The organism is Micromonospora sp. CA-248260 (assembly GCF_050942205.1).
GTDB classification, from domain to species: Bacteria; Actinomycetota; Actinomycetes; order Mycobacteriales; family Micromonosporaceae; genus Micromonospora; species Micromonospora antibiotica.
Genome location: NZ_CP192021.1, coordinates 4,104,293 through 4,123,450, shown reverse-complemented (window position 1 = coordinate 4,123,450; position 19,158 = coordinate 4,104,293). Strand labels below are relative to the sequence as shown.

The 19,158-nt window shown below is 73.1% G+C and carries 15 protein-coding genes; 14 read left to right on the top strand and 1 reads right to left on the bottom strand.

The genetic code is table 11. The annotated features are described in order from the left end of the window. Nucleotides 1-68: 68 nt before the first annotated feature. On the bottom strand, nucleotides 69-1,151 hold the full coding sequence (locus ACQP2H_RS18145; RefSeq protein WP_357534313.1) for a helix-turn-helix domain-containing protein: 1,083 nt from the start codon (nucleotides 1,149-1,151) through the stop codon (nucleotides 69-71). A 205-nt stretch (nucleotides 1,152-1,356) separates the two neighbouring features. On the opposite strand from ACQP2H_RS18145, the gene ACQP2H_RS18140 reads away from it, so the two are divergent. The 14 genes from ACQP2H_RS18140 to ACQP2H_RS18075 all read left to right on the top strand — a co-directional run bounded on the left by ACQP2H_RS18140 (nucleotide 1,357) and on the right by ACQP2H_RS18075 (nucleotide 19,150). After that, on the top strand, nucleotides 1,357-1,605 hold the full coding sequence (locus tag ACQP2H_RS18140; protein ID WP_219462823.1) for an acyl carrier protein: 249 nt from the start codon (nucleotides 1,357-1,359) through the stop codon (nucleotides 1,603-1,605). Continuing rightward, nucleotides 1,598-3,160 (top strand): class I adenylate-forming enzyme family protein, encoded by a 1,563-nt coding sequence (locus ACQP2H_RS18135; RefSeq protein WP_357534315.1) that lies wholly within the window; start codon nucleotides 1,598-1,600, stop codon nucleotides 3,158-3,160. The genes ACQP2H_RS18140 and ACQP2H_RS18135 overlap by 8 nt, the downstream gene beginning before the upstream one ends. Before the next feature lie 163 nt (nucleotides 3,161-3,323). Beyond that, entirely contained in the window at nucleotides 3,324-4,046 is a 723-nt protein-coding gene (locus tag ACQP2H_RS18130) for a Phenylacetic acid catabolic protein (RefSeq protein ID WP_208566722.1), read from the top strand. A gap of 10 nt (nucleotides 4,047-4,056) precedes the next feature. Further along, a complete protein-coding gene (locus ACQP2H_RS18125) occupies nucleotides 4,057-5,187 on the top strand; it encodes a 4Fe-4S cluster-binding domain-containing protein (protein ID WP_219462819.1) in 1,131 nt (376 codons plus the stop codon). A gap of 55 nt (nucleotides 5,188-5,242) precedes the next feature. After that, nucleotides 5,243-5,500: an acyl carrier protein gene (locus ACQP2H_RS18120; protein WP_208566720.1), complete on the top strand. Its 258-nt coding sequence runs from the start codon at nucleotides 5,243-5,245 to the stop codon at nucleotides 5,498-5,500. Further along, nucleotides 5,497-6,381, top strand: a complete 885-nt coding sequence (locus ACQP2H_RS18115; protein WP_433228155.1) for an SDR family oxidoreductase — start codon at nucleotides 5,497-5,499, stop codon at nucleotides 6,379-6,381. Before ACQP2H_RS18120 ends, ACQP2H_RS18115 begins: the two co-directional genes overlap by 4 nt. A gap of 21 nt (nucleotides 6,382-6,402) precedes the next feature. Beyond that, nucleotides 6,403-8,013 (top strand): 3-phosphoshikimate 1-carboxyvinyltransferase, encoded by a 1,611-nt coding sequence (gene aroA / locus ACQP2H_RS18110; protein WP_433228153.1) that lies wholly within the window; start codon nucleotides 6,403-6,405, stop codon nucleotides 8,011-8,013. Continuing rightward, a complete protein-coding gene (locus ACQP2H_RS18105) occupies nucleotides 7,920-9,668 on the top strand; it encodes an AMP-binding protein (protein ID WP_433228151.1) in 1,749 nt (582 codons plus the stop codon). Before aroA ends, ACQP2H_RS18105 begins: the two co-directional genes overlap by 94 nt. Beyond that, a complete protein-coding gene (locus tag ACQP2H_RS18100) occupies nucleotides 9,665-10,813 on the top strand; it encodes an acyl-CoA dehydrogenase family protein (RefSeq protein ID WP_208566718.1) in 1,149 nt (382 codons plus the stop codon). Before ACQP2H_RS18105 ends, ACQP2H_RS18100 begins: the two co-directional genes overlap by 4 nt. Then, nucleotides 10,810-11,604: an SDR family oxidoreductase gene (locus ACQP2H_RS18095; RefSeq protein ID WP_208566717.1), complete on the top strand. Its 795-nt coding sequence runs from the start codon at nucleotides 10,810-10,812 to the stop codon at nucleotides 11,602-11,604. Before ACQP2H_RS18100 ends, ACQP2H_RS18095 begins: the two co-directional genes overlap by 4 nt. Beyond that, on the top strand, nucleotides 11,601-13,844 hold the full coding sequence (locus tag ACQP2H_RS18090) for an FAD-dependent oxidoreductase (protein WP_433228149.1): 2,244 nt from the start codon (nucleotides 11,601-11,603) through the stop codon (nucleotides 13,842-13,844). Before ACQP2H_RS18095 ends, ACQP2H_RS18090 begins: the two co-directional genes overlap by 4 nt. Then, nucleotides 13,841-15,904, top strand: a complete 2,064-nt coding sequence (locus ACQP2H_RS18085; protein ID WP_433228147.1) for an ABC transporter ATP-binding protein — start codon at nucleotides 13,841-13,843, stop codon at nucleotides 15,902-15,904. The genes ACQP2H_RS18090 and ACQP2H_RS18085 overlap by 4 nt, the downstream gene beginning before the upstream one ends. Further along, the gene (locus tag ACQP2H_RS18080) at nucleotides 15,901-17,862 is read left to right on the top strand and encodes an ABC transporter ATP-binding protein (RefSeq protein ID WP_363822839.1); all 1,962 of its coding nucleotides are present in this window, start codon (nucleotides 15,901-15,903) and stop codon (nucleotides 17,860-17,862) included. Before ACQP2H_RS18085 ends, ACQP2H_RS18080 begins: the two co-directional genes overlap by 4 nt. Nucleotides 17,863-17,893: 31 nt before the next feature. Beyond that, entirely contained in the window at nucleotides 17,894-19,150 is a 1,257-nt protein-coding gene (locus ACQP2H_RS18075; protein ID WP_219462811.1) for a cytochrome P450, read from the top strand. The last annotated feature ends 8 nt before the right edge of the window (nucleotides 19,151-19,158 follow it).

Genomic DNA, 19,158 nt, shown 5'->3' with positions numbered 1-19,158 from the left:
GCGTACGACGCGGTGCCGGGTCCGGCCGACGCCTGGTCCGAGCCGGAGCACGATGCGACTCCGACATCTCACATGCCGGTAGCCGCAGCGGGCGGGCCCGGCGCATGCCGTCGGTCGGCGGACGTCGATGCGTCCGAAGTCCGTTGACGATGTCGGGCGAGCGCCTGCCGTACCCCGTCCGCGGTGCTGATCCAGCGGGTCGGCCCCTCCCCGACGCCGGTGGTCCCGACCGCCCCGTCCGGGGCCGGCCCGACCGTGTCGGGGCGGACCGGGCCGGCGTCGTCCGGGTGTCGGGCGGCGAGCAGGGCCGACCAGCGTCGGACCTGGTCGGCCCAGGCCCCGCCGGTCGGGGTCAGGTGCAGGTGGAAGCGGGGGTGCCGGGCCAGCCAACCCCGGACCGCCGCAGCCCCGTGTGACGCCGGGTCGTCGGCGATCACGTGCACCAGCAGCCCGGCGGGCACCGCCCGGTCCACCGCCACCAGGAACCGCCGGTACGCGGCCGCGCGTCGCCGCCGCTGCGGGCCGTCCTCCCCGACGGGTGCGGGCGACCCCGGCCGGTACGGATCGGACCCGGTCGGGGGCGGGCTGCCGCTGGTCGGGGAGCGGTCGTCCCGGGGCGTGGCGCAGAGCACCAGAACCTGCTCCGGCGGATGACGGTAGAGCCCGACCAGGGCCACCACCGAGGCGACGAACCCCGGGTCGGCCGCCAGGGTCGGGCCGTCCTGCAGGTGCGGGCGCAGGTCGAACTGTCGCCAGATCCGGCCGACCGTGGACGCCGACAGCCCGGTGTGGGCGGCCATCGACGCCCGGGACCACCGCCGGGCCGGCGCGGGCGTGCCGCCGAGGGTGGCCGCCACCACCCGGTCCACCTGCTCGGGACGCACCGAGGTGGGCCGGCCGGTACGCAGGTCGTCGGCGAGCCCCGACAGCCGGGCGGCGGCGAACCGGGAACGCCATTTCCCGACCGTCGCGGGTGAAACGTTCAACCGGGTCGCGACCTCGATATTCGTGGCCCCGTCGGCGCATGCCAAAACGATGCGGCAGCGAATGGCGAACGCCTGCGTCGAGTGGGCCGCGCGGGCCCCCCTCGCCAGTTGTTCCCGTTCCTCGTCGGTGAGCACCAGCCTGGCCTTCGGTCGCCCCTTCCCCATGCCCGGATCCTATCCGGATATGGCACGGACTAATGACGCATGACGATGTAGGGGGCGGGTGCCGACGATTGCCCCGACGGTTGCCCTGGACGGTTCACGACGCGACTGAGTATGGTCCCGACGAGTCCCGAGAGTTGGGGGAAGGGACCGCTGCCGCAACGTTGCCGTGGCCCGTGTGGTGATCTGACATGGGGGGACCGCTTCAGTGACCGCGACCGATCTGCATGAGAACATGACCTCGATCTGCGCCGACGTGCTCAACCGAGTCACCGTCGGCCCCGACGACGATCTCGTCGAGCTCGGCATGGACTCGGTGGGCGCGGTGGAGATCGTGACCCGGGTCGAGGCGGCGTACGGGGTGGACGTGGTCGACGTCATCTTCGACACACCCACGGTCAACCGGCTCTGCGCCGTCGTCGAGGAGTCCGCCGTCCGCGACGAGTCGCATGCCTAGTCCGCTGGTCGAGCCGGATCTCACCGTCACGGCGAACCTGCTGGACCTCGTCTCCCAGGCCGCCGCGGCCTACGGCGACGACCCGTACCTGCTCCCGGCGGAGCCCGGCGGGCGGGTGGTCAGCTTCACCGACGTGCTGACCTTCACCCGGGGCTGTGCGGCGCTGCTCGACGAGCACCGGGTGCCACCGGGCGGCCGGGTGGCCGTGGTCCTGCACAACTCCTCGCTGGCCGCGCTGCTCTTCCTCGGGATCATCGCCGCCGGGCGGATGCTGGTGCCGCTGAACCCGAAGTCCGGCCCGGCCGAGCTGGACACCCTGCTCGCCCACGCCGACGTCAGGCTGGTGCTCGGTCCGTCAGCGACCGCCGCGAAGGCGTCGCCCGGCCGGCGCTGGCTGCCTGTCGACGACGCGGAGGTGTTCCTCACCGAGGTCCTCGACCGGGGCGTCGCGCGCCCGGGGGACCTGCCCGCACCTCCGGGCGGCGCGGCGGGGGACGCCGAGATCGTCTACACCTCCGGTTCGACCGGCGCGGCCAAGGGGGTGGTGCTGTCGCACCGCGCCCTGCTGGCCAACTCGCTGGCCATGGTGAAGTGGGCCGACGCGGGCCGCGACGATGTCTTCCTCAACGTCATCCCCATGCTGCACGTCGGTGGGCAGGGCCTGCCCACGCTGACGCCGTTGTGGTCCGGGGGGCGCTCGGTCTGCGTCCGCTCGGAGGTGGCGCTGGCCCGGTTCTGGACCTACGTGGACCGGTTCCGGCCCACCTGGACCCTGGTGGTCAACGCCTACCTCGCGCACCTGGTCGAACGACCGCAACGACCGGCCGCCAGCCGGCTCAAGGGGGTCCTCGCCGGTGGCTCGGCGCTCAGCCCAGAGCTGATCCACCGGTTCGAGGCCACCTTCGACATCCCGGTGTTCCAGGTCTACGGCATGACCGAGATGACCTCCCTGACGGTGGTGGAGCCCCGGGACCGCCGGCCGGCCGACCGCCGTACGGCCGGGCTGCCGGTGCCGTTCGCCCAGGTGCGGGTCGTCGACGAGGCCGGCCGGGACGTCCCGCCGGGGGAGAGCGGCGAGGTGCTGATGCGTGGGCCGAGCATCTTCACCCGGTACGAGCAGGCGCCGGAACTCACCGCCGGGCGGCTGGTCGACGGCTGGGTCCGCAGCGGCGATCTCGGCCACCTCGACGAACGCGGTGAGCTGACCATCGTCGACCGGATGGACAGCATGGTCATCGTCAGCGGGGAGAACGTCTATCCCGCCGAGATCGAGAACGTCGTGCCGCAGCTCGACGGGATCGAAGATGCGGTGGTCGCCGCGCTGCCGCACCCGGTGACGGGGGTGGAGCTGGTGCTGGTGTACACCCTGCTGCCCGGCGCGGAGGCCCGGGACGACGAATGGCGTGGGCTGTTGCTGAAACAGCTCAGCGCCTTCAAGGTGCCGCGTCGGTTCGTGCCGCTCAAGGAGATCGGGGTCGACAGTTTTCCGCGTACTCCGCTCGGCAAGATCCAACGGTCGGACGTGCGCAGGCTGGCGATCGAGAACCTGACCTGACGTCACCGTCGGTGGCGGGCGAGGAGGAACGGGGGGATTTTCGCAGGGGATCGGGTCACCGGGAGTCGTCCCGGGTCCGTCGTGGCGGCGCGGCAGCGCCGGTGTCCCCTTTTCCGTAATTTGCGGGTGTGAATGGCGACAGGAGGCGGTCTGCGTTATGTCGGTGGAGATCCTTGACGACGAAGAAGTGGTGGTCCGTACCCCCGAAGAGCTGAAGCGGATGCCTCGGGCCTACCAGAAGGCACTGATCAGTCAAATCATGATCAATACGGAGGGTGAGCTCTCCGGTGGCGACGACTACACGATGATGTTCCTGCCGCTGGCGCCCAACGCCGAGGAGCGTCAGGTCTGCGCCGAGCGGGCCGCCGAGGAGTACGACCACTACAAGATCGGCAAGCGGGTGCTGGCCGAGATCGGCATCGACACCTCCCACATGGAGAGCCAGACCATCGAGGAGCGTCGGCTCTTCGCCGACAAGCGGCTGCACCAGTGCACCACCTGGGCCGAGCGGGGCATCTACTCCTACATCGGCGAGGAGAGCGCCCTGATCATGATCAAGGAGTTCGCCCAGGGCAGCTACAAACCGTGGGCGGACGCGGTCCGGACGATCATCCTGGACGAGAAGATCCACATCGCGCACGGTGCCCGGGTCTGCCGCAACCTCGCCACCACCGACGAGGGGCGCGAGCAGTTGCAGGCCGCGCTGGACCGGCTCTGGCCGGTGTTCCGCGACCTGTTCGGCACGCCCGAATCCGAGCGCTCCAAGCGGGCGGTCCGGTACGGCCTGCGCCGCACCACCAACGGCGAGGCGTTGCAGCAGTGGGAGGACACCGTCGTTCCCCGGATCCACGCACTGGGGCTCGTCGTCCCGTCCGCAGGCACCTGAGAGGACGGTCATGCCCACTCCCATCGCGATCAATCCCCGTCCGCTGTCCCGGCGGGAGGCCAAGACCCGTCTGGCGTCCCTGCTGGCCGACCGCCCCGACCTGGCCGCGCGGTTGCAGGTCGTGCGGGACATGGGCCGCCGGGTCAGCGCGACCGAGGTGCACCTCACCACCACCTGCAACATCCGGTGCAAGGGGTGCTGGTACTTCGAGGGCGGCTTCGACGCGGCCGTCCCCGAGACCTCCGACCCGGAGCTGATCTCCCGGTTCGTGGACTCGCTCGTAGCCAAGGGCGTCACCCAGGCGACCCTGATCGGCGGCGAGCCGACCCTGGTCCTGCCCCGGGTGGTGCCGTTCGTCGAGCGGCTGCCGTACGTGACCATCTCCACCAACGGCATCCGGCCGCTGCCCATGGTCGGCTTCGAGCAGGTCGCGGTCGCCATCAGCCTGTTCGGTGGCGGCCCGCTCGACGACGCGCTGCGCGGCTACCGGGTCAACGGCTCGTCGTTCTCCGGGCTGTTCGAGACCGCCCTCGGGCACTACCGTAACGACCCCCGGGTGATCTTCGTGTACGCGCTGTCGGAGGAGGGTCTGCAGTACGTCGAGCCGACCGTCCGGGCCATCCAGGACAACGGCAACCAGGTCACCTTCAACTTCTACTCCGCCCACGGCAGCGACCACGCCCTGCGCATCGAGAACGAGCAGCGCACCCTCGCCGAGGCGCTCCGGGTCAAGCAGGCGTACCCCGAGACGGTGGTCTGCCACCCGTACTTCATCGAGGCGCTGATCACCGGTCGCACCCACTGGGACGGCCAGTTCGGCTACGACGTCTGCCCCAGCATCAGCGTGGACCACCCGGACCACGCCGAGCGGATCCGCAACGGCAACCCGGTCCTGGACGGCTTCGCCGTCTACGGCGCCGACTACCAGACCCTCCAGTTCTGCTGCACCTCCGGCAACTGCGCGGACTGCCGGGACAGCCAGGGCGTCTACAGCTGGCTGCTGGTCAGCATGAACCGCTTCCTCGACGACACCGGCCGGCTGGAGACCTGGCTGGAGCTGGCCGAGAGCTACTGGCGGCAGTGGTACTGGGCGCAACGGCACCACACCAACCTCGCCCGCCAGGCCCCGCTCGCCGCCTAGGCGACCCGCACCGAGAAAAGCCTAGGCGACCCGCACCGAGAAAAGGAGCATCCGGATGTCTTCCCCATCGACCGAGATCACCGCCCCCGCCGTCGAGGAGCGCCTGCGCGCCGAACTGATCGACCTCGGCGTCGAGGAGGACGCGATCAGCGCCGACGCCAAGTTCGACGCGCTCGACATCGACTCGCTCGACGTGGCCGACCTGATGGCCATGGTCGTCAAGGAGTACGGGGTGGAGATCCCGCGCAGCGAACTCGCGGACGTCACCGTCGGTCAACTCGTCGAGCGGATCGTGGCGGGCGCGTCGCGTTGAGCTCGTTGCTGAGCCTGGACAAGCGCACCTACCTGGTCACCGGGGTCCTCAACAACGAGTCCATCGCCTGGCACGTGGCGGCGGCCCTGCAACGGGAGGGCTGCGAGGTCATCCTGACCTCGTACGGGCGGGTCGGCCGGATCACCCGACGGGTGGCCGAGCTGCTGCCGTCCCGCCCCGAGGTGCTCGAACTGGACGTGATGTCCGACGCGAGCGTCGACGAGCTGGCCGAGGCGATCGGCAGCCGCTGGGGGCAGCTCGACGGGGTGCTGCACAGCATCGCCGCCGCCCCGCCCGACGCGTTGGGGGCCGGGTTCGTCACCGCCGCAGCCGGTGGGGTGCTCGACGGGTTCCGCGCGTCGGCGTACTCGTTCCAGCAGCTCACCACCGCGCTGTCGCCGCTGCTGAGTCAGGCCCCCGGCGGCGGCGCGGTGGTCGGGCTGACCGTCGACTCGACCCGGGCGCTGCCCGGATACGGGTGGATGGGGGTCTACAAGTCGGCGCTGGAGGCGGTCTGCCGCTACCTGGCGATGCACCTCGGCCCGACCGGGATCAGGGTCAACCTCGTCGCCGCCGGGCCGGTCGAGACCGTGTCGGCGCGCGGGGTGCGCACCTTCTCCGCCCTGGCCGACCAGTACGAGCGGTGGGCGCCGCTGGGCTGGGACCGCGCCGACCCGGCCCGGGTGGTCGGGGCGGTGCTGTTCCTGCTGTCGGACCTGTCCCGGTACACCACCGGGCAGGTGGTGCACGCCGACGGCGGCATGCACGCCGTCTTCGGCGGCGTCCCGGCCCCCGGACCGGCTGCGGCCCCCGGACCGGCTGCGGCCCCGGGGCCAGCCCCGGTTCCGGCGGCACCGTCGCCACCAGACACCGCCGGCTGACACACACTGCGGGGAGGGACTGTGCGTCTCGTCATCAAAGGCACGGCCGAGCCACTCGTGGGGGAGTTCGACGTCCCGGCGTCGAAGTACCACGCGCACCGGGCGCTGATGCTCGCGTCGCTGGCCGACGGGACCAGTCGCATCCACGGCGCCTGCCACGCCGGCCACGTGCAGCACACCATCCGGGCGCTGCGTGACCTCGGCACGGCCGTCACCGTCGAGGACGACGCCTTCGTGGTGCACGGCGGCCGGTACCGTCCGGTGCGGCCGGAGATCTCGGTCGGCAGCTCCGGCACCACGCTCTACTTCCTCACCGGGCTGGCCGCCCTGGCCGACACCCCGGTCGGCATCACCGGGCAGAAGTACTTCCGACGGCGGCCGATCCGCCCGCTGCTCGACGCCCTCGCCGGCATCGGCGTGGAGATCAGCTCGACCGGCGGGCTGCTGCCGATCCGGGTCGCCGCCCGCCCGCCGACCGGGGGCCGGGTGCGGATCCCCGGCACCCTCTCCCAGTGGATCTCCAGCCTGCTGCTGGTCAGCCCGTTCGCCACCGGGCCCACCACGATCGAGGTGGTCGGTGAGTTCAACGAGCGGTCCTACGTCGACCTGACGGTCGCGATGATGCGCCAGTTCGGCCTGCACGTGCAGGTCAGTGGCGACGGCCGCCGGTACGACGTCGAGCCCGGCCAGCGGCCCACCCCGGCGGTGGTACGGCTGCCCCCGGACGTCGGCGCCGCCGCGTTCGGCCTGGCCGCGACCGCCCTGCACCCGTCCGACGTGCTGTTCCGGGGCCTGCCGGCGGTCCCCGCCGGGGAGCTGGACCATCCGGAGGCGCACCTGCTGGACAGCCTCACCACCATGGGCGTGCCGTTGACCCGTGACCCGGCGACCGGCTGGATCAGGGTGCGCCACGACGGGCTGCGGCTGGCCCCGGTGCGGGTGGACTGCCGTGCGGTGCCCGACATGCTGCCGGTGCTCAGCGTCCTCGGCTCCCACGCGCACGGCACCACCGTGCTGGACAACGTGGCCCACGTACGGCTCAAGGAGTCCGACCGGGTGACGGCGATGTTGCAACTCAACCGGATGGGCGGCCGGCTGCGGCTCGACGGCGACCGGCTCGTCTGCGAGGGGGTCGGCCAGTTGCGGGAGGCCGACCTGTCCTCGTTCAACGACCACCGGGTGTTGATGGCGCTGGCGGTGGCCGCTTCCCGGGCCACCGGCGAGACCCGGCTGACCTACCCGAACGCCCACCGGATCTCCTTCCCGCAGTTCCTCGAACAGATGAACGCCGTCGGCCTCAACATGTCGGTCGACCGGGCCCGCGCCCGCCGCCTGCCCCGACCCGCCGCCGGCGAGCCGGCCGGTCGGTTACGCCCCGACAACCCGCCGCCGGCCCGCCCGTCCCCGGTGTCGCCGGCCGGGACACCACCGGGTGTGACGCCGGCACCGACGCCGACGTCGTCGGTCGGGTTGCCGGCACCGACCCCGCCGGTGGTGACGCCGACGCCGTCGGGCGGGGTGTCGGCACGGGGCGGTCCGTGGCGCTGCCGTCACCGGCGCGGTTGGCCGAGACACCCGTCGCCGAGCTGGTCCGTCGGCACGCCGGTGCGCGCCCCGACGCCGAGGCCGTGATCGAGGCGGCCTCGCCGGGGCGGCCCGGCACCACGCTGAGCTGGGGCGAGTTGGACCGCCGGGCCGACCAGGCCGCGTCGTTGCTGCGGGAGCTGGGGGTGGGCCCCGGCGAGGTGGTCGCCTGGCAGCTGCCGAACTGGACCGAGTTCGTGGTGCTCACGCTGGCCACCACCCGGATCGGCGCGGTCTGCTGCCCGCTGATGCCGTTCTTCCGGGAACGCGAGATGGGCCGGCTGCTGCGCCGCTCCCGGGCCCGGGTGCTGGTGGTCCCCGACCGGTTCCGGGGTCGCGCGCACCTCGCCGAGACCGCGGCGATGCTGGCCGGCCCGGACGCCCCGGGCGTGGCACACGTCCTCGTCGTCGCCGGCCACACCACCCCGGACGGCCACCCCACCGCCGACGGCACCGTCATCCCGGACGGCCACCCCACCGCCGACGGCACCGTCATCCCGGCCGGCACCGCCGCACCGGCCGACGCCGCCGGACTGCCGGCGGACACCACGGACCTGCGCTGGCAGTGGTTCGGCCCGGCGCTGGCCCGGCAACGTCCCGACGGCGCGGCACCGGCCGCCCACCGGCCCCACCCGGCGGCGCTGGCCCAGTTGATGTTCACCTCCGGCACGTCCGGGGAGCCGAAGGGCGTGCTGCACCGCGTCGACACGCTGACCCGGGCCGCCGCGATGCAGGCCCGGCACCTCGGCCTGACCGCCGCCGACCGGTTGTTCATCCCGTCGCCGTTGGCCCACCAGACCGGCTTCCTCTACGGCATGTGGCTGGGGTTCACCATCGGCGCACCCGTGGTGCTGCAACCGATCTGGGACGGCCGGACCGCGCTGGAGACGCTGCACCACACCCGATCCACCTTCGTCCAGGCGGCCACCCCCTTCCTCGCCGACCTCGTCGAGGCCGTGGAGACGGGCGGGCAGCCACCACCGGCGCTGCGGGTCTTCGTCGCCACCGGCGCGGCGGTGCCCCGCAACCTCGCCGAGCACGCCACCCGGACCCTCGGCGCGGCGGTCTGCGGGGCCTGGGGCTCCACCGAATCGTGCCTCGGCACGCTCAGCGCGCCGACCGACGCGCCGGCACACGCCTGGGGCACGGACGGGCGGGCGCTGGAGGGGATCCGGATCAGGGTGACCGACGACGCCGGCACCGTGCTCGGCCCCGGCGTGGAGGGCAACTTCGAGGTCGCCGGGGACTGCCTGTTCGCCGGCTACCTCGACCGCCCCGACCTGACCGCGGCGGCGCTCACCCCGGACGGCTGGTACCGCAGCGGCGACCTGGCCACCATCGACGACGCCGGCTACCTGCGGATCACCGGTCGGGTGACCGACGTGGTCAACCGGGGTGGCGAGAAGATCCCGGTGGCGGAGGTGGAGCAACTGCTGCACACCCACCCCGCCGTGCGCGAGGTGGCGATCGTGGCGATGCCCGACCCGCGCCTCGGCGAGCGGGCCTGCGCGTTCGTGGTGACCCGCGGGGCATTCGGCTTCGCCGAGATGCAGCGGTTCCTCGACGCCCACAAGGTCGCCAAACAGTACTGGCCCGAGCGGCTGGAGACCGTCACCGCGCTGCCCCGCAACGTGGTCGGCAAGGTGCAGAAGTTCGTGTTGCGTGACCAGATCAGCGCAACGATCGGCGAGGAGGCAGAGTGACCCAGGCCGATGGCACGTCGTTCGAGACGTTGGCCCGTGAGGTCGAGGCGTTCGTCCGGGGCCCCGGCGAGGCGTACGCGACGGTGATCGAACGCGACCGCAGTGTCCCCGCGCAGCTCTGGACCGACCTGCGCGACCGGGGCTACCTGCGCCTCGCCGCGCCGGTCGACTACGGCGGGGCCGGCCTGTCCTTCACCCAGTACCTGCACCTGCTCGAACTGTTCTCGATGTCGCACGCCTCGCTGCGGATGATCGTGCACGTGTCCAACGGGGTGTGGCGCTCCATCGACCAGTTCGCCTCCGACGAGCAACGCAAGAAGTTCGTGCTGCCGCAGGTCGCCGGGGACCTGCGGGTCGCGTTCACGCTCACCGAACCGACCGCCGGCACCGGGGCCGACCTGCGCGCCAGCGTGACCCGCGACGGCGACAGCTACCTGCTCAGCGGGGAGAAGCACCTGATCACCTTCGGGGTGAGCTGCGACTACTGGCTGCTGTTCGCCCGGTGCGCGGGCAGCACCGGCAAGGACGGCACGGTGGCGCTGATGGTGGACCGGAACGTCGAGGGCGTCCGGGTCCAACCGATGCCCGACACCATGGGCGTACGCGGCACCGACCACGCGCACCTGACCTTCGACCGGGCGCCCGTGCCGGTCGCCAACCGGCTCGGCGAGGAGGGCGACGGGTTGGCCGTCGCGCTCGGCGGCTTCCTCACCCCGAGCCGGATCGGCGTGGCGATGACCTGCGTGGGGCTGGCCCGTCGGGCGCAGGAGCTGGCCGTCGAGCACGCCGGCAACCGGGTCACCTTCGGCAAACCGCTGGCGGCCCGGCAGGCGGTCGCGTTCGCGCTCGCCGAGAACGCCGCCGACATCGAGGCCGCCCGGCAGCTCACCCTGCACGCCGCCCGCCGCTGGGAAGCGGGTCAGAGCGACGCCGGGGCGCTGTCCTCGATGGCCAAGCTGGTCGCGGTGGACATGCTGACCCGGGTCACCGACAAGGCGTTGCAGGCGCACGGCGGCATCGGCTACTGGGAGGGCAGCACCATCGAACGGGTCTACCGCGACGCCCGCGCGCAGCGCTTCGAGGAGGGCACCAACGAGATCCAGAAGACCGTGATCGCCCGGGAGATCCTGGCGGCCGGACGATGACCGGCTACCAGGGGCGTACCGCCCTGATCACCGGCAGCTCCCGGGGCATCGGCCGGGCGCTGGCGCTCACCCTGGCCCGGGGCGGCGCCTCGGTGGTGGTCAACTACAAGAAGAACGCCGAACTCGCCGAGCAGGTCCGCAAGGAGATCGAGCAGCTCGGGGGGCGGGCCGTCGCGGTCGCCGCCGACGTGGAGCAACCCGAGGAGATCGAACGGCTCTTCGCGGTGGTCGAGCGGGAGTTCGGCACCCTCGACTACTTCGTGTGCAACGCGGCGGCCAGCTCCTTCAAGAACATCATGGACCTCAAGCCGCACCACCTGGACCGGTCGTACGCGATGAACATGCGCTCGTTCGTGCTGGGCGCGCAGCAGGCGGTGCGGCTGATGCCCGACGGCGGCCGGATCGTCGCGCTGTCCAGCTACGGCAGCATCCGCGCCTACCCGACGTACGCGAACCTGGGTGCGGCCAAGGCCGCGATCGAGGCGTGGGTGCGGTACATGGCCGTGGAGTTCGCCGGCCGGGGCATCAACGTCAACGCGGTCAACGGCGGCATCATCGAGACCGAGTCGTCGGGCTACTTCTATGACGTGCCCGGCATGGCCCCGCTGTCGGGGGTGCTGCCGCTGATCCCCAAGCAGCGGATGGGCACCGCCCAGGAGGTCGCCGACGTGATCGCCTTCCTGCTCTCCCCGGCCGCCGAGTACGTCACCGGGCAGACCCTGGTGGTGGACGGCGGGCTGTCGATCGTCGCGCCGCCGTTCACCCGGGACCTGAGCGGTCCGCTGGCATGACGACCGGGCTGGAGCGGGTGTTGCGTCCCGGCCGCATCGGTCGGCTGGCGCTGCCGCACCGGATCGTGATGGGGGCGATGCACCTGGGTTGGGAGAACCGGGACGACGACGGTCGGGCGTTGGCGGCGTTCTATCTGGCCCGGGTCGCCGGGGGTGCCGGGCTGATGGTCACCGGGGGTGCTGCGGTCAGCGCCGCCGGTGCCGACGTGCCCGGCTTCGGGGTGCTCGACGACGCCGCCTTCCGGGACCGGCTGCGTCGGGTCGCCGGTGAGGTCGGCGCGGCCGGTGGCCTGCTCGCCCTCCAGCTGTTCCACGCCGGACGGTACGCCCGGCCGGCGGCCGACGGTCCCCGCCCGGTCGCCCCGTCGGCGGTGCCCAGCCCGATCTCCCGGCTCACCCCGGACGCGCTGCCCGCCGCCGGGGTCGCCCGGATCGTCGAGGACTTCGCCCGGGGCGCACACCATGCCCGGGACCTCGGCTTCAGCGCCGTGGAGATCATGGGCTCGGAGGGCTATCTGATCGACCAGTTCCTCTCCCCGTTGACCAACCGGCGCGACGACGAGTGGGGCGGCGATCCGCAGCGCCGGATGCGGTTCGGGGTGGCCGTGGTGCGGGCGGTCCGCGCCGCGGTGGGCGCCGACTTCCCGGTGGTGATGCGGATGACCGGCGACGACCTGCTGCCCGGCGGCACCGACCGGGACACGGTGGCGCAGTACGCGCGGGCGCTCGCCGCCGCCGGTGCCGACGCGTTGAACGTCGGCGTCGGCTGGCACGAGTCACCCGTCCCGACTGTGCAGGCGGTGGTGCCGCCGGGGCACTGGGTGCCGGTGGCGTCGGTGGTCAAGGCCGCCGTGGGTGGGCTGCCCGTACTGGCCAGCAACCGGATCAACCGGCTGACGCAGGCCGAGGCGATCCTGGCCGGCACCACGCTGGACCTGGTGTCGATGGCCCGGCCGTTCCTGGCGGACCCGGCGCTGGTCGAGCGCAGCCGTGCGGGCCGCCCGGTGAACATCTGTGTGGCCTGCAACCAGGCCTGCATAGACCGTTCGCTGGTCGGTGCGGTGGTGTCCTGCATGGTCAACCCGCTCGTCGGCCGGGAGGCCGACCCCGGGTCCGGTGCCGCGCCGGCCGGGACCGACCCGACGGCCTCGGCCGAACTGCCGGCCTCGGCCGAACTGCCGGCCTCGGCCGAACTGCCGGCCTCGGCCGAACTGCCGGCCTCGGTCGACCCGCCGATGCCGGCCGACCCGACCGGCTCGGCCGGCCTGCCGATGCCGGCCGAGCCGGCGATCCACGTCGAGCCGATGCCGCCCGAGCCGGCGATCCACGTCGAGCCGGTGACCCGCGCCGGGCCGGTGGTGCGGGTCGGGGCGGTGGCCGGGTCCCGGGCGGTGGCGGTGGTCGGTGCGGGTCCCGCCGGGCTGCGCGCCGCCCACGACCTGGCCCTGGCCGGGCACCGGGTCACCGTCTACGAGGCGGACCGCGAACCCGGCGGGCAGTTCCGGCTGGCCTGCCGGGTGCCCGGCAAGGCCGACTACGCCGAGACGATCCGGTTCCTCACCGCCGAGCTGACCCGGCTGGGCGTGGTGCTGCACACCGGCTGGCCGGTCGCCGGGGCCGACGAGGACCTGCTGCGCCGCTACGACGGGGTGATCGTCGCCACCGGGGTGGTGCCGAGGCGGCCGGACCTGCCCGGCGGGGCCCTGCCGCACGTGCGCGACTACGGCACGGCCTTCACCGACGACGCGCTCGGCCGGCGGGTCGCCGTGATCGGCGGCGGTGGCATCGCCGTGGACCTGGCCCACCTGGCCAGCGAGCCGGGTGCCGGCCCACCCCGGCAGGTCACCATCCTGCTGCGCGGTGACCGGCTCGCCCCCCGGATGGGACGCTCCACCCGGTGGGCGGTGCTCGCCGAGTTGCGCCGCCGGCAGGTGACGGTGGTGACGGGCGTCCGGGGCCTGCGTGTCGACCCCGACGCCGTGCACCTGGTCGACGGCACCGGCGCGGCCCGGTCCGTACCCGCCGACACGGTGGTGGTCGCCGCCGGTCAGCTGCCCGCCGACGCCCTGGTGCGGACGGTACGCCGGGTCGGGGTCTGGCACCGGGTGGTGGGCGGAGCCCGCGACACCGTCGGCTTGGACGCGGTCCGGGCGATCGCCGAGGGGCACGCTGCGGCGTTGGCGTTCCAGCGGGCCGCCCGTGGCACCGGCCGGGCCCTGCGGGTCGGGGAGCCGGCATGACCGCCGACGCGACGCACCCCGACACCGTGGCCGGGGTGCTGCGGCGGACCGCCGAGGACCGGTGGCGCATCGTCAGGTTGCTGCCCCGGGCGGGTGGCCCGGCGGTGTGTGCCGCCGTGGTGGTCAACCTGCTGCTCGCCGCCGCGCCCGTGCTGTTCGTCGTCGCGACGAGCCGGATGATCGGGTGGCTGCCGCAGGCGGTCCGCGACGGCGTCGACGCGCCGGCCTTCGGTCACCTGGTGACCGCGTTCGTGGTGGCGGCGGGCGCGCTCAGCGCCCAGCAGTTGCTGGCCCAGCTGCAGGTCGCCACGGGTCTGCTGGTGCAGCGGCGGATCGACGGGTGGGTGGCCGACGAGCTGATGACGGCGGCGTTGAGCAGCGTCAGCACGACCCCGCTGGAAGACCAGGCGCTGCTCGAACAGCTCACCGAGGCGTCCCGTGAGGTCGAGCACGGCATTCAGAGTCCGGGGGCGGCGGGTGCCGGGATGCTGGCCCTGCTCGCCCGCTACGGACAACTCCTCGGGTACGCGGTGATCGTCGGAGCGGCCTTCGCCTGGTCGGCGGGGCTGGGCCTGCTGGTGGCCGTGCTGGCGTTCCGGCACGGGCAACGCGGTGGCCTGCGCCGGTACGCGGCGATCTACGGGTCGGTGGTGGCCCGGATCCGCCGGCTGACCTACTTCCGGGGTGTGGCGATGGGCCGGCCGGCGGCCAAGGAGATCCGTATCTTCGGCCTGCTGCCATGGTTGCGTGAGCAGTACCGGGAGGCGTACCTGGACTGGATGCGCCCGGTGTGGGCGCAGCGGCGACGGGTCTACCTCAAGCCCTACTTCCTCTACACGGCGGTCGGCCTGACGGTGCTCGTCGCCGTGCTCGCCGCGCTGGGCCTGGCCGGTGGCGGCGGGCAGCTCGGGCTGACCCGGCTGGCGCTGGTGATCCAGGCCGTGCTGGCGGCGGTCCAGCTCGGGGAGTTCTATCCCGAGGCCGACGTGCAGACCCAGTTCGGCATGAACGCCTACCGGGCGGTGGGCGAGTTCCGGGCCGGGATGCGCGACCGGACGGCCACCGGGGACGTGGCCGCCGGCCCCGCCGTCGAGCCTGCGTCGGGTCGGGCCGGCGACCGGCCGGCCGGCCCGGTGGACATCCGCTTCGAGGCGGTGTCGTTCCGTTACCCGCACCGCACCACACCGGTCTTCACCGACCTGGACCTCACCCTGCCGGCCGGGGCGTGCACCGCGATCGTCGGGCTCAACGGTGCCGGCAAGACCACCCTGGTCAAGCTGCTGTCCCGGCTGGCGCTGCCCGACGCGGGCCGGATCACCGTCGGCGCGACACCGGTCGACGACCTCCCGCCGGCACACTGGCGACGCCACCTGGCGGTCATCTTCCAGGACTTTCTGCGCTACGAGACCAGCGCCGCCGACAACATCGCGTTGGGTGCGATCGCCCACGCCGACGACCGGGAGGGCATCCGTGCCGCCGCCGACGCCGCCGGCATCCTCGACACCCTCGACGCGTTGCCGCTGGGGCTGGACACCCCGCTGACCGGTCAGCTCCGCGACGGGGTGGACCTGTCCGGCGGTCAGTGGCAGCGGGTGGCCATCGCGCGGGCGTTGTTCGCCGTCCGGCACGGCGCATCGGTGCTGGTCCTCGACGAGCCGACGGCGAGCCTGGACGTCCGGGCCGAGGCACGGTTCTTCGACGAGATCATCGCCGCCACCACGGGGGTCACCACGGTGCTGATCTCGCACCGGTTCGCCACCGTACGCCGGGCGGACCACATCGTCGTGCTGGAGCAGGGGCGGGTGGTGGAGCAGGGTTCGCACGAGGAACTGCTCAGCCGGGGCGGCCGGTACGCCCGGCTGTTCAGCCTCCAGGCGCAGCGCTTCGCCGCCCACCCCGACCCCGTGACGTCCGACGCCACCGACGCCGGCCCGCCAACGGCCGGCCCGCCAACGGCCGGCCCGGTGGACGGCGGCGCGGTGGACGGCGATCTCGACGGCGGCCCGCTGGATGCCGGTGGCGCGGCGGCGGACGTCGGGTCGCCGGGGAGCACCCGATGAGCCGCGGGCTACTCTCCGCCGGGTGGTCGCTGTGGCGGACGTCGCTGCACCAGGACCGGCGTAAGGCGCTCACCGCGCTGGCCCTGGTCGTCGCCGGGGCGGTGGCGTGGCCCCTGGTGGCGGTGTTGCTGCGGGTGCTCTTCGATGCGGTCACCGCCGGCCGGCCGGTCACCGCGAGCGTCGCCGGCGTCGGCGTGGCGGTCCTGCTGATCGCCGGCCTGACCCTCGGCCACTTCGCCCACATCGCCTACTTCGAACTCGCCGAACTCGACGTCCTGCACGTGCACCAGCAGCTGATGGACGTCACCAACGGGTCGTCCGGGATGGCGCACGTCGAGCGGCCCGACTTCGCCGACAAGATCACCGTGTTGGAGCAGGACGTCCAACAGCTCCGGGTCGGTCTCCAGGCCGTACTCACCGGTGTCGGGCTGGCCGTGGCGATGACGCTGACGACGGTGGTGCTGGCCGTACTGCATCCGTTGCTGTTGCTGCTGCCGTTGGCCGCCGTGCCGCCGCTGCTGGCCGGGCGGCGGGCCGAGCGGATGGTGAACCGGGCCCGGGAGGGGGGTGCCGAATCCACCCGCCGCGCCCTCGGGCTGTTCCGGCTCAGCACCGATGCCGCCGCCGGCAAGGAGTTGCGGATCTTCGGCCTGACCGGCGAGGTGCGGCGGCGGCACCGCGGGCACTGGCAGGACGCCACCCGACGGTTGTGGCGGGCCCAGCTGGTGGCGAGCCTGGTGCGGATGACCGGGCAGTTGGCGTTCACGGCCGGTTACATCGGGGCGGTCCTGGTGATCCTGCGCGACGCCGTCGCCGGCCGGCGCGGGGTGGGTGACGTCATCCTGGTCGTCACCATCGCGGCGCAGGTCAATCAGCAGGTCGCGGCGGCGGTCGGGGTGTTGCAGGACCTCCAGCGGCTGCGCAGCGTCTACCGTCGGCTCGACGAGGTGCACGACCTGGTGCGTACCGCCGACCGCCCCGCGCCGCCCGGTCATGCCGCCGCGCCCGGTCATCCCGCGTCGGTCGACCACCCCGCGTCGGTCGACCTGCCCACCCCGGTCGACGAACCGTCTCCGGTCGACCACCCCGGGTCGGTCGACGCGTGGTCGGTGGGCGGCGACCCGACGTCCGGCGGCGACACCGCCCGGGACCCCGGGGGTGCGGGTCTGCCGCCGGCCCGGCTGCGGGAGGGCATCCGGCTGGCCGGGGTGACGCTGCGCTACCCCGGTGGGTCGCAGCCGGTGGTCACGGGCATCGACCTGCACCTGCCGGCGGGCGCCACCGTCGCCGTCGTCGGCGAGAACGGCGCCGGCAAGACCACAGTGGTCAAACTGCTCTGCGGCCTGCTGTCACCGACGTCCGGCCGGATTCTCGTCGACGGTGTCGAGCTGGGGGAGCTGTCGGTGCCGCGCTGGCGTGAGCGGATCGCCGCCGGTTTCCAGGACTTCGTCCGGTTCGAGCTGCCGGCCCGGCACACCGTCGGCGTCGGTGACCTGCCGCGCCGCGACGACGACCCGGCGGTACGGGCGGCGCTGGGCCGGGCCGGCGCCGAGGATCTGATCGGGCAGCTCGACGCCGGCCTGGACACCCCGCTCGGCCGTAGCCACACCGACGGCGCCGAGCTGTCCGGCGGGCAGTGGCAGAAACTCGCCCTCGGCCGGGCGTTCATGCGCGACGACCCACTGCTGGTGGTGCTGGACGAGCCGACCGCCGCGCTCGACGCGGAGGCCGAGCACGCGTTGTTCGCCCGCTACCGCGACCAGGCGCGGGAGGTGGCCGGCCGCACCGGCGCGGTCAGCGTGTTCGTGTCCCACCGGTTCTCCACCGTGCAACTGGCCGACGTGATCGTGGTGCTCGCCGACGGTGGCGTCGCCGAGGTCGGCAGCCACGCCGACCTGCTCGCCGCCGGCGGCCACTACGCCGAGATGTTCGAACTCCAGGCCAGGGCGTACCGGTGACCGGCCCCCATCGATTCCGGAGGACAAGGCAGTGACCAGCGCGACGCGTACCGACGAGTTCGACCCCTTCTCGCCCGAGTCCATGGACGACCCGTACCCCGCGTACGCCGAGCTGCTGCGCGCCGAGGAGCCGCTCTACCTGGCACAGCGCGACATGTGGTTGGTGATCCGTTACGAGCACGTCCGGTTGGCGGCGAAGAACCACGCCGCACTGTCCTCGGCCGACGGGATCGCCTACCACCGTTCGACGTTGCCGGTGCTCTTCGGGCTCGACCAGCCGGACCACACCCGGCTGCGGGCCCTGATCCGGCACGACTTCTCCCCGCGCGGGGTGCAGTTCTGGCGGCCGTTCATCGAGCAGGTCTGCGGCGAGCTGCTCGACGAGGCCGTGGCCACCGGCGACATCGACCTCGTCCAGCAGGCGATCATCCTGCAACCGGTGAAGGTCATCACCACCATCGTCGGGGTGCCCGACGACAACCTCGCCAAGCTCAAGCTCACCGCCGGCGTGCTGGAGAGCTTCATCGCCAACGCCAAGGTCGGCGAGGACGCACCCGACGACCCGACCGAGAACGCGTTGCGGTTGCAGGCGGCCAAGGCCGCCCTGTCGTCGGTCGCCGGCCTCTCCGGGTACCTGGGCAACCTGCTCACCCGGCGGCGCGACGAGCCGGCCCGCGACGACGTGGTGTCGAAGCTGTTCGCCGCCGCGGCCTCCGGCGGGGTGACCGAGAACGAGATCCTCTGGCTGTGCCTCACCCTGCTGGTGGGCGGGCAGGAGACGATGACCCACTTCCTGGGCAACATGCTCGACGCGCTGCTCAACCACCCCGACCAGTTCCGGCTGGTGCGCGAGCGGCCGGAGCTGATCGGGCCGACGATCGAGGAGACCGCCCGGTTCTACCCACCGGTGCAGAACGTCTTCCGCACCGCCACCACCGACGTGGTGGTCGGCAACACCACCATCCCGCAGGGGGCCCGGGTGGAGCTGTCGTTCGCCGCCGGCAACCGGGACCCGCGCAAGTTCCCCGACCCCGACGACTACCGGATCGACCGGGTGACCGACGGTCACCTCGGTTTCGGTGCGGGCATCCACACCTGCGTCGGCGCGCACCTGGCCCGCCTGCAGGCCACCACGTTCCTGCGGATGCTCATCGAACGCACCGACGACATCGCACTCATCGGTGAGCTGGTCAAGGTCAAGAGTCCGGCGTTCCGGGGGCTCGACCACCTGCCGCTGCGGTTGACCCCGCGCTCGTCCGGTCCGTACGCGTCGGTGGGGCGGGCGTAGTGGGCACC

What these genes read in the sequence shown, in the direction of transcription:
- ACQP2H_RS18125 (WP_219462819.1), top strand. Translation starts at nt 4,057, where the DNA reads ATGCCCACTCCCATCGCGATCAATCCCCGTCCGCTGTCCCGGCGGGAG.
- ACQP2H_RS18095 (WP_208566717.1), top strand. Translation starts at nt 10,810, where the DNA reads ATGACCGGCTACCAGGGGCGTACCGCCCTGATCACCGGCAGCTCCCGG.
- ACQP2H_RS18120 (WP_208566720.1), top strand. Translation starts at nt 5,243, where the DNA reads ATGTCTTCCCCATCGACCGAGATCACCGCCCCCGCCGTCGAGGAGCGC.
- ACQP2H_RS18145 (WP_357534313.1), bottom strand. Translation starts at nt 1,151, where the DNA reads ATGGGGAAGGGGCGACCGAAGGCCAGGCTGGTGCTCACCGACGAGGAA.
- ACQP2H_RS18135 (WP_357534315.1), top strand. Translation starts at nt 1,598, where the DNA reads ATGCCTAGTCCGCTGGTCGAGCCGGATCTCACCGTCACGGCGAACCTG.
- ACQP2H_RS18090 (WP_433228149.1), top strand. Translation starts at nt 11,601, where the DNA reads ATGACGACCGGGCTGGAGCGGGTGTTGCGTCCCGGCCGCATCGGTCGG.
- ACQP2H_RS18085 (WP_433228147.1), top strand. Translation starts at nt 13,841, where the DNA reads ATGACCGCCGACGCGACGCACCCCGACACCGTGGCCGGGGTGCTGCGG.
- ACQP2H_RS18080 (WP_363822839.1), top strand. Translation starts at nt 15,901, where the DNA reads ATGAGCCGCGGGCTACTCTCCGCCGGGTGGTCGCTGTGGCGGACGTCG.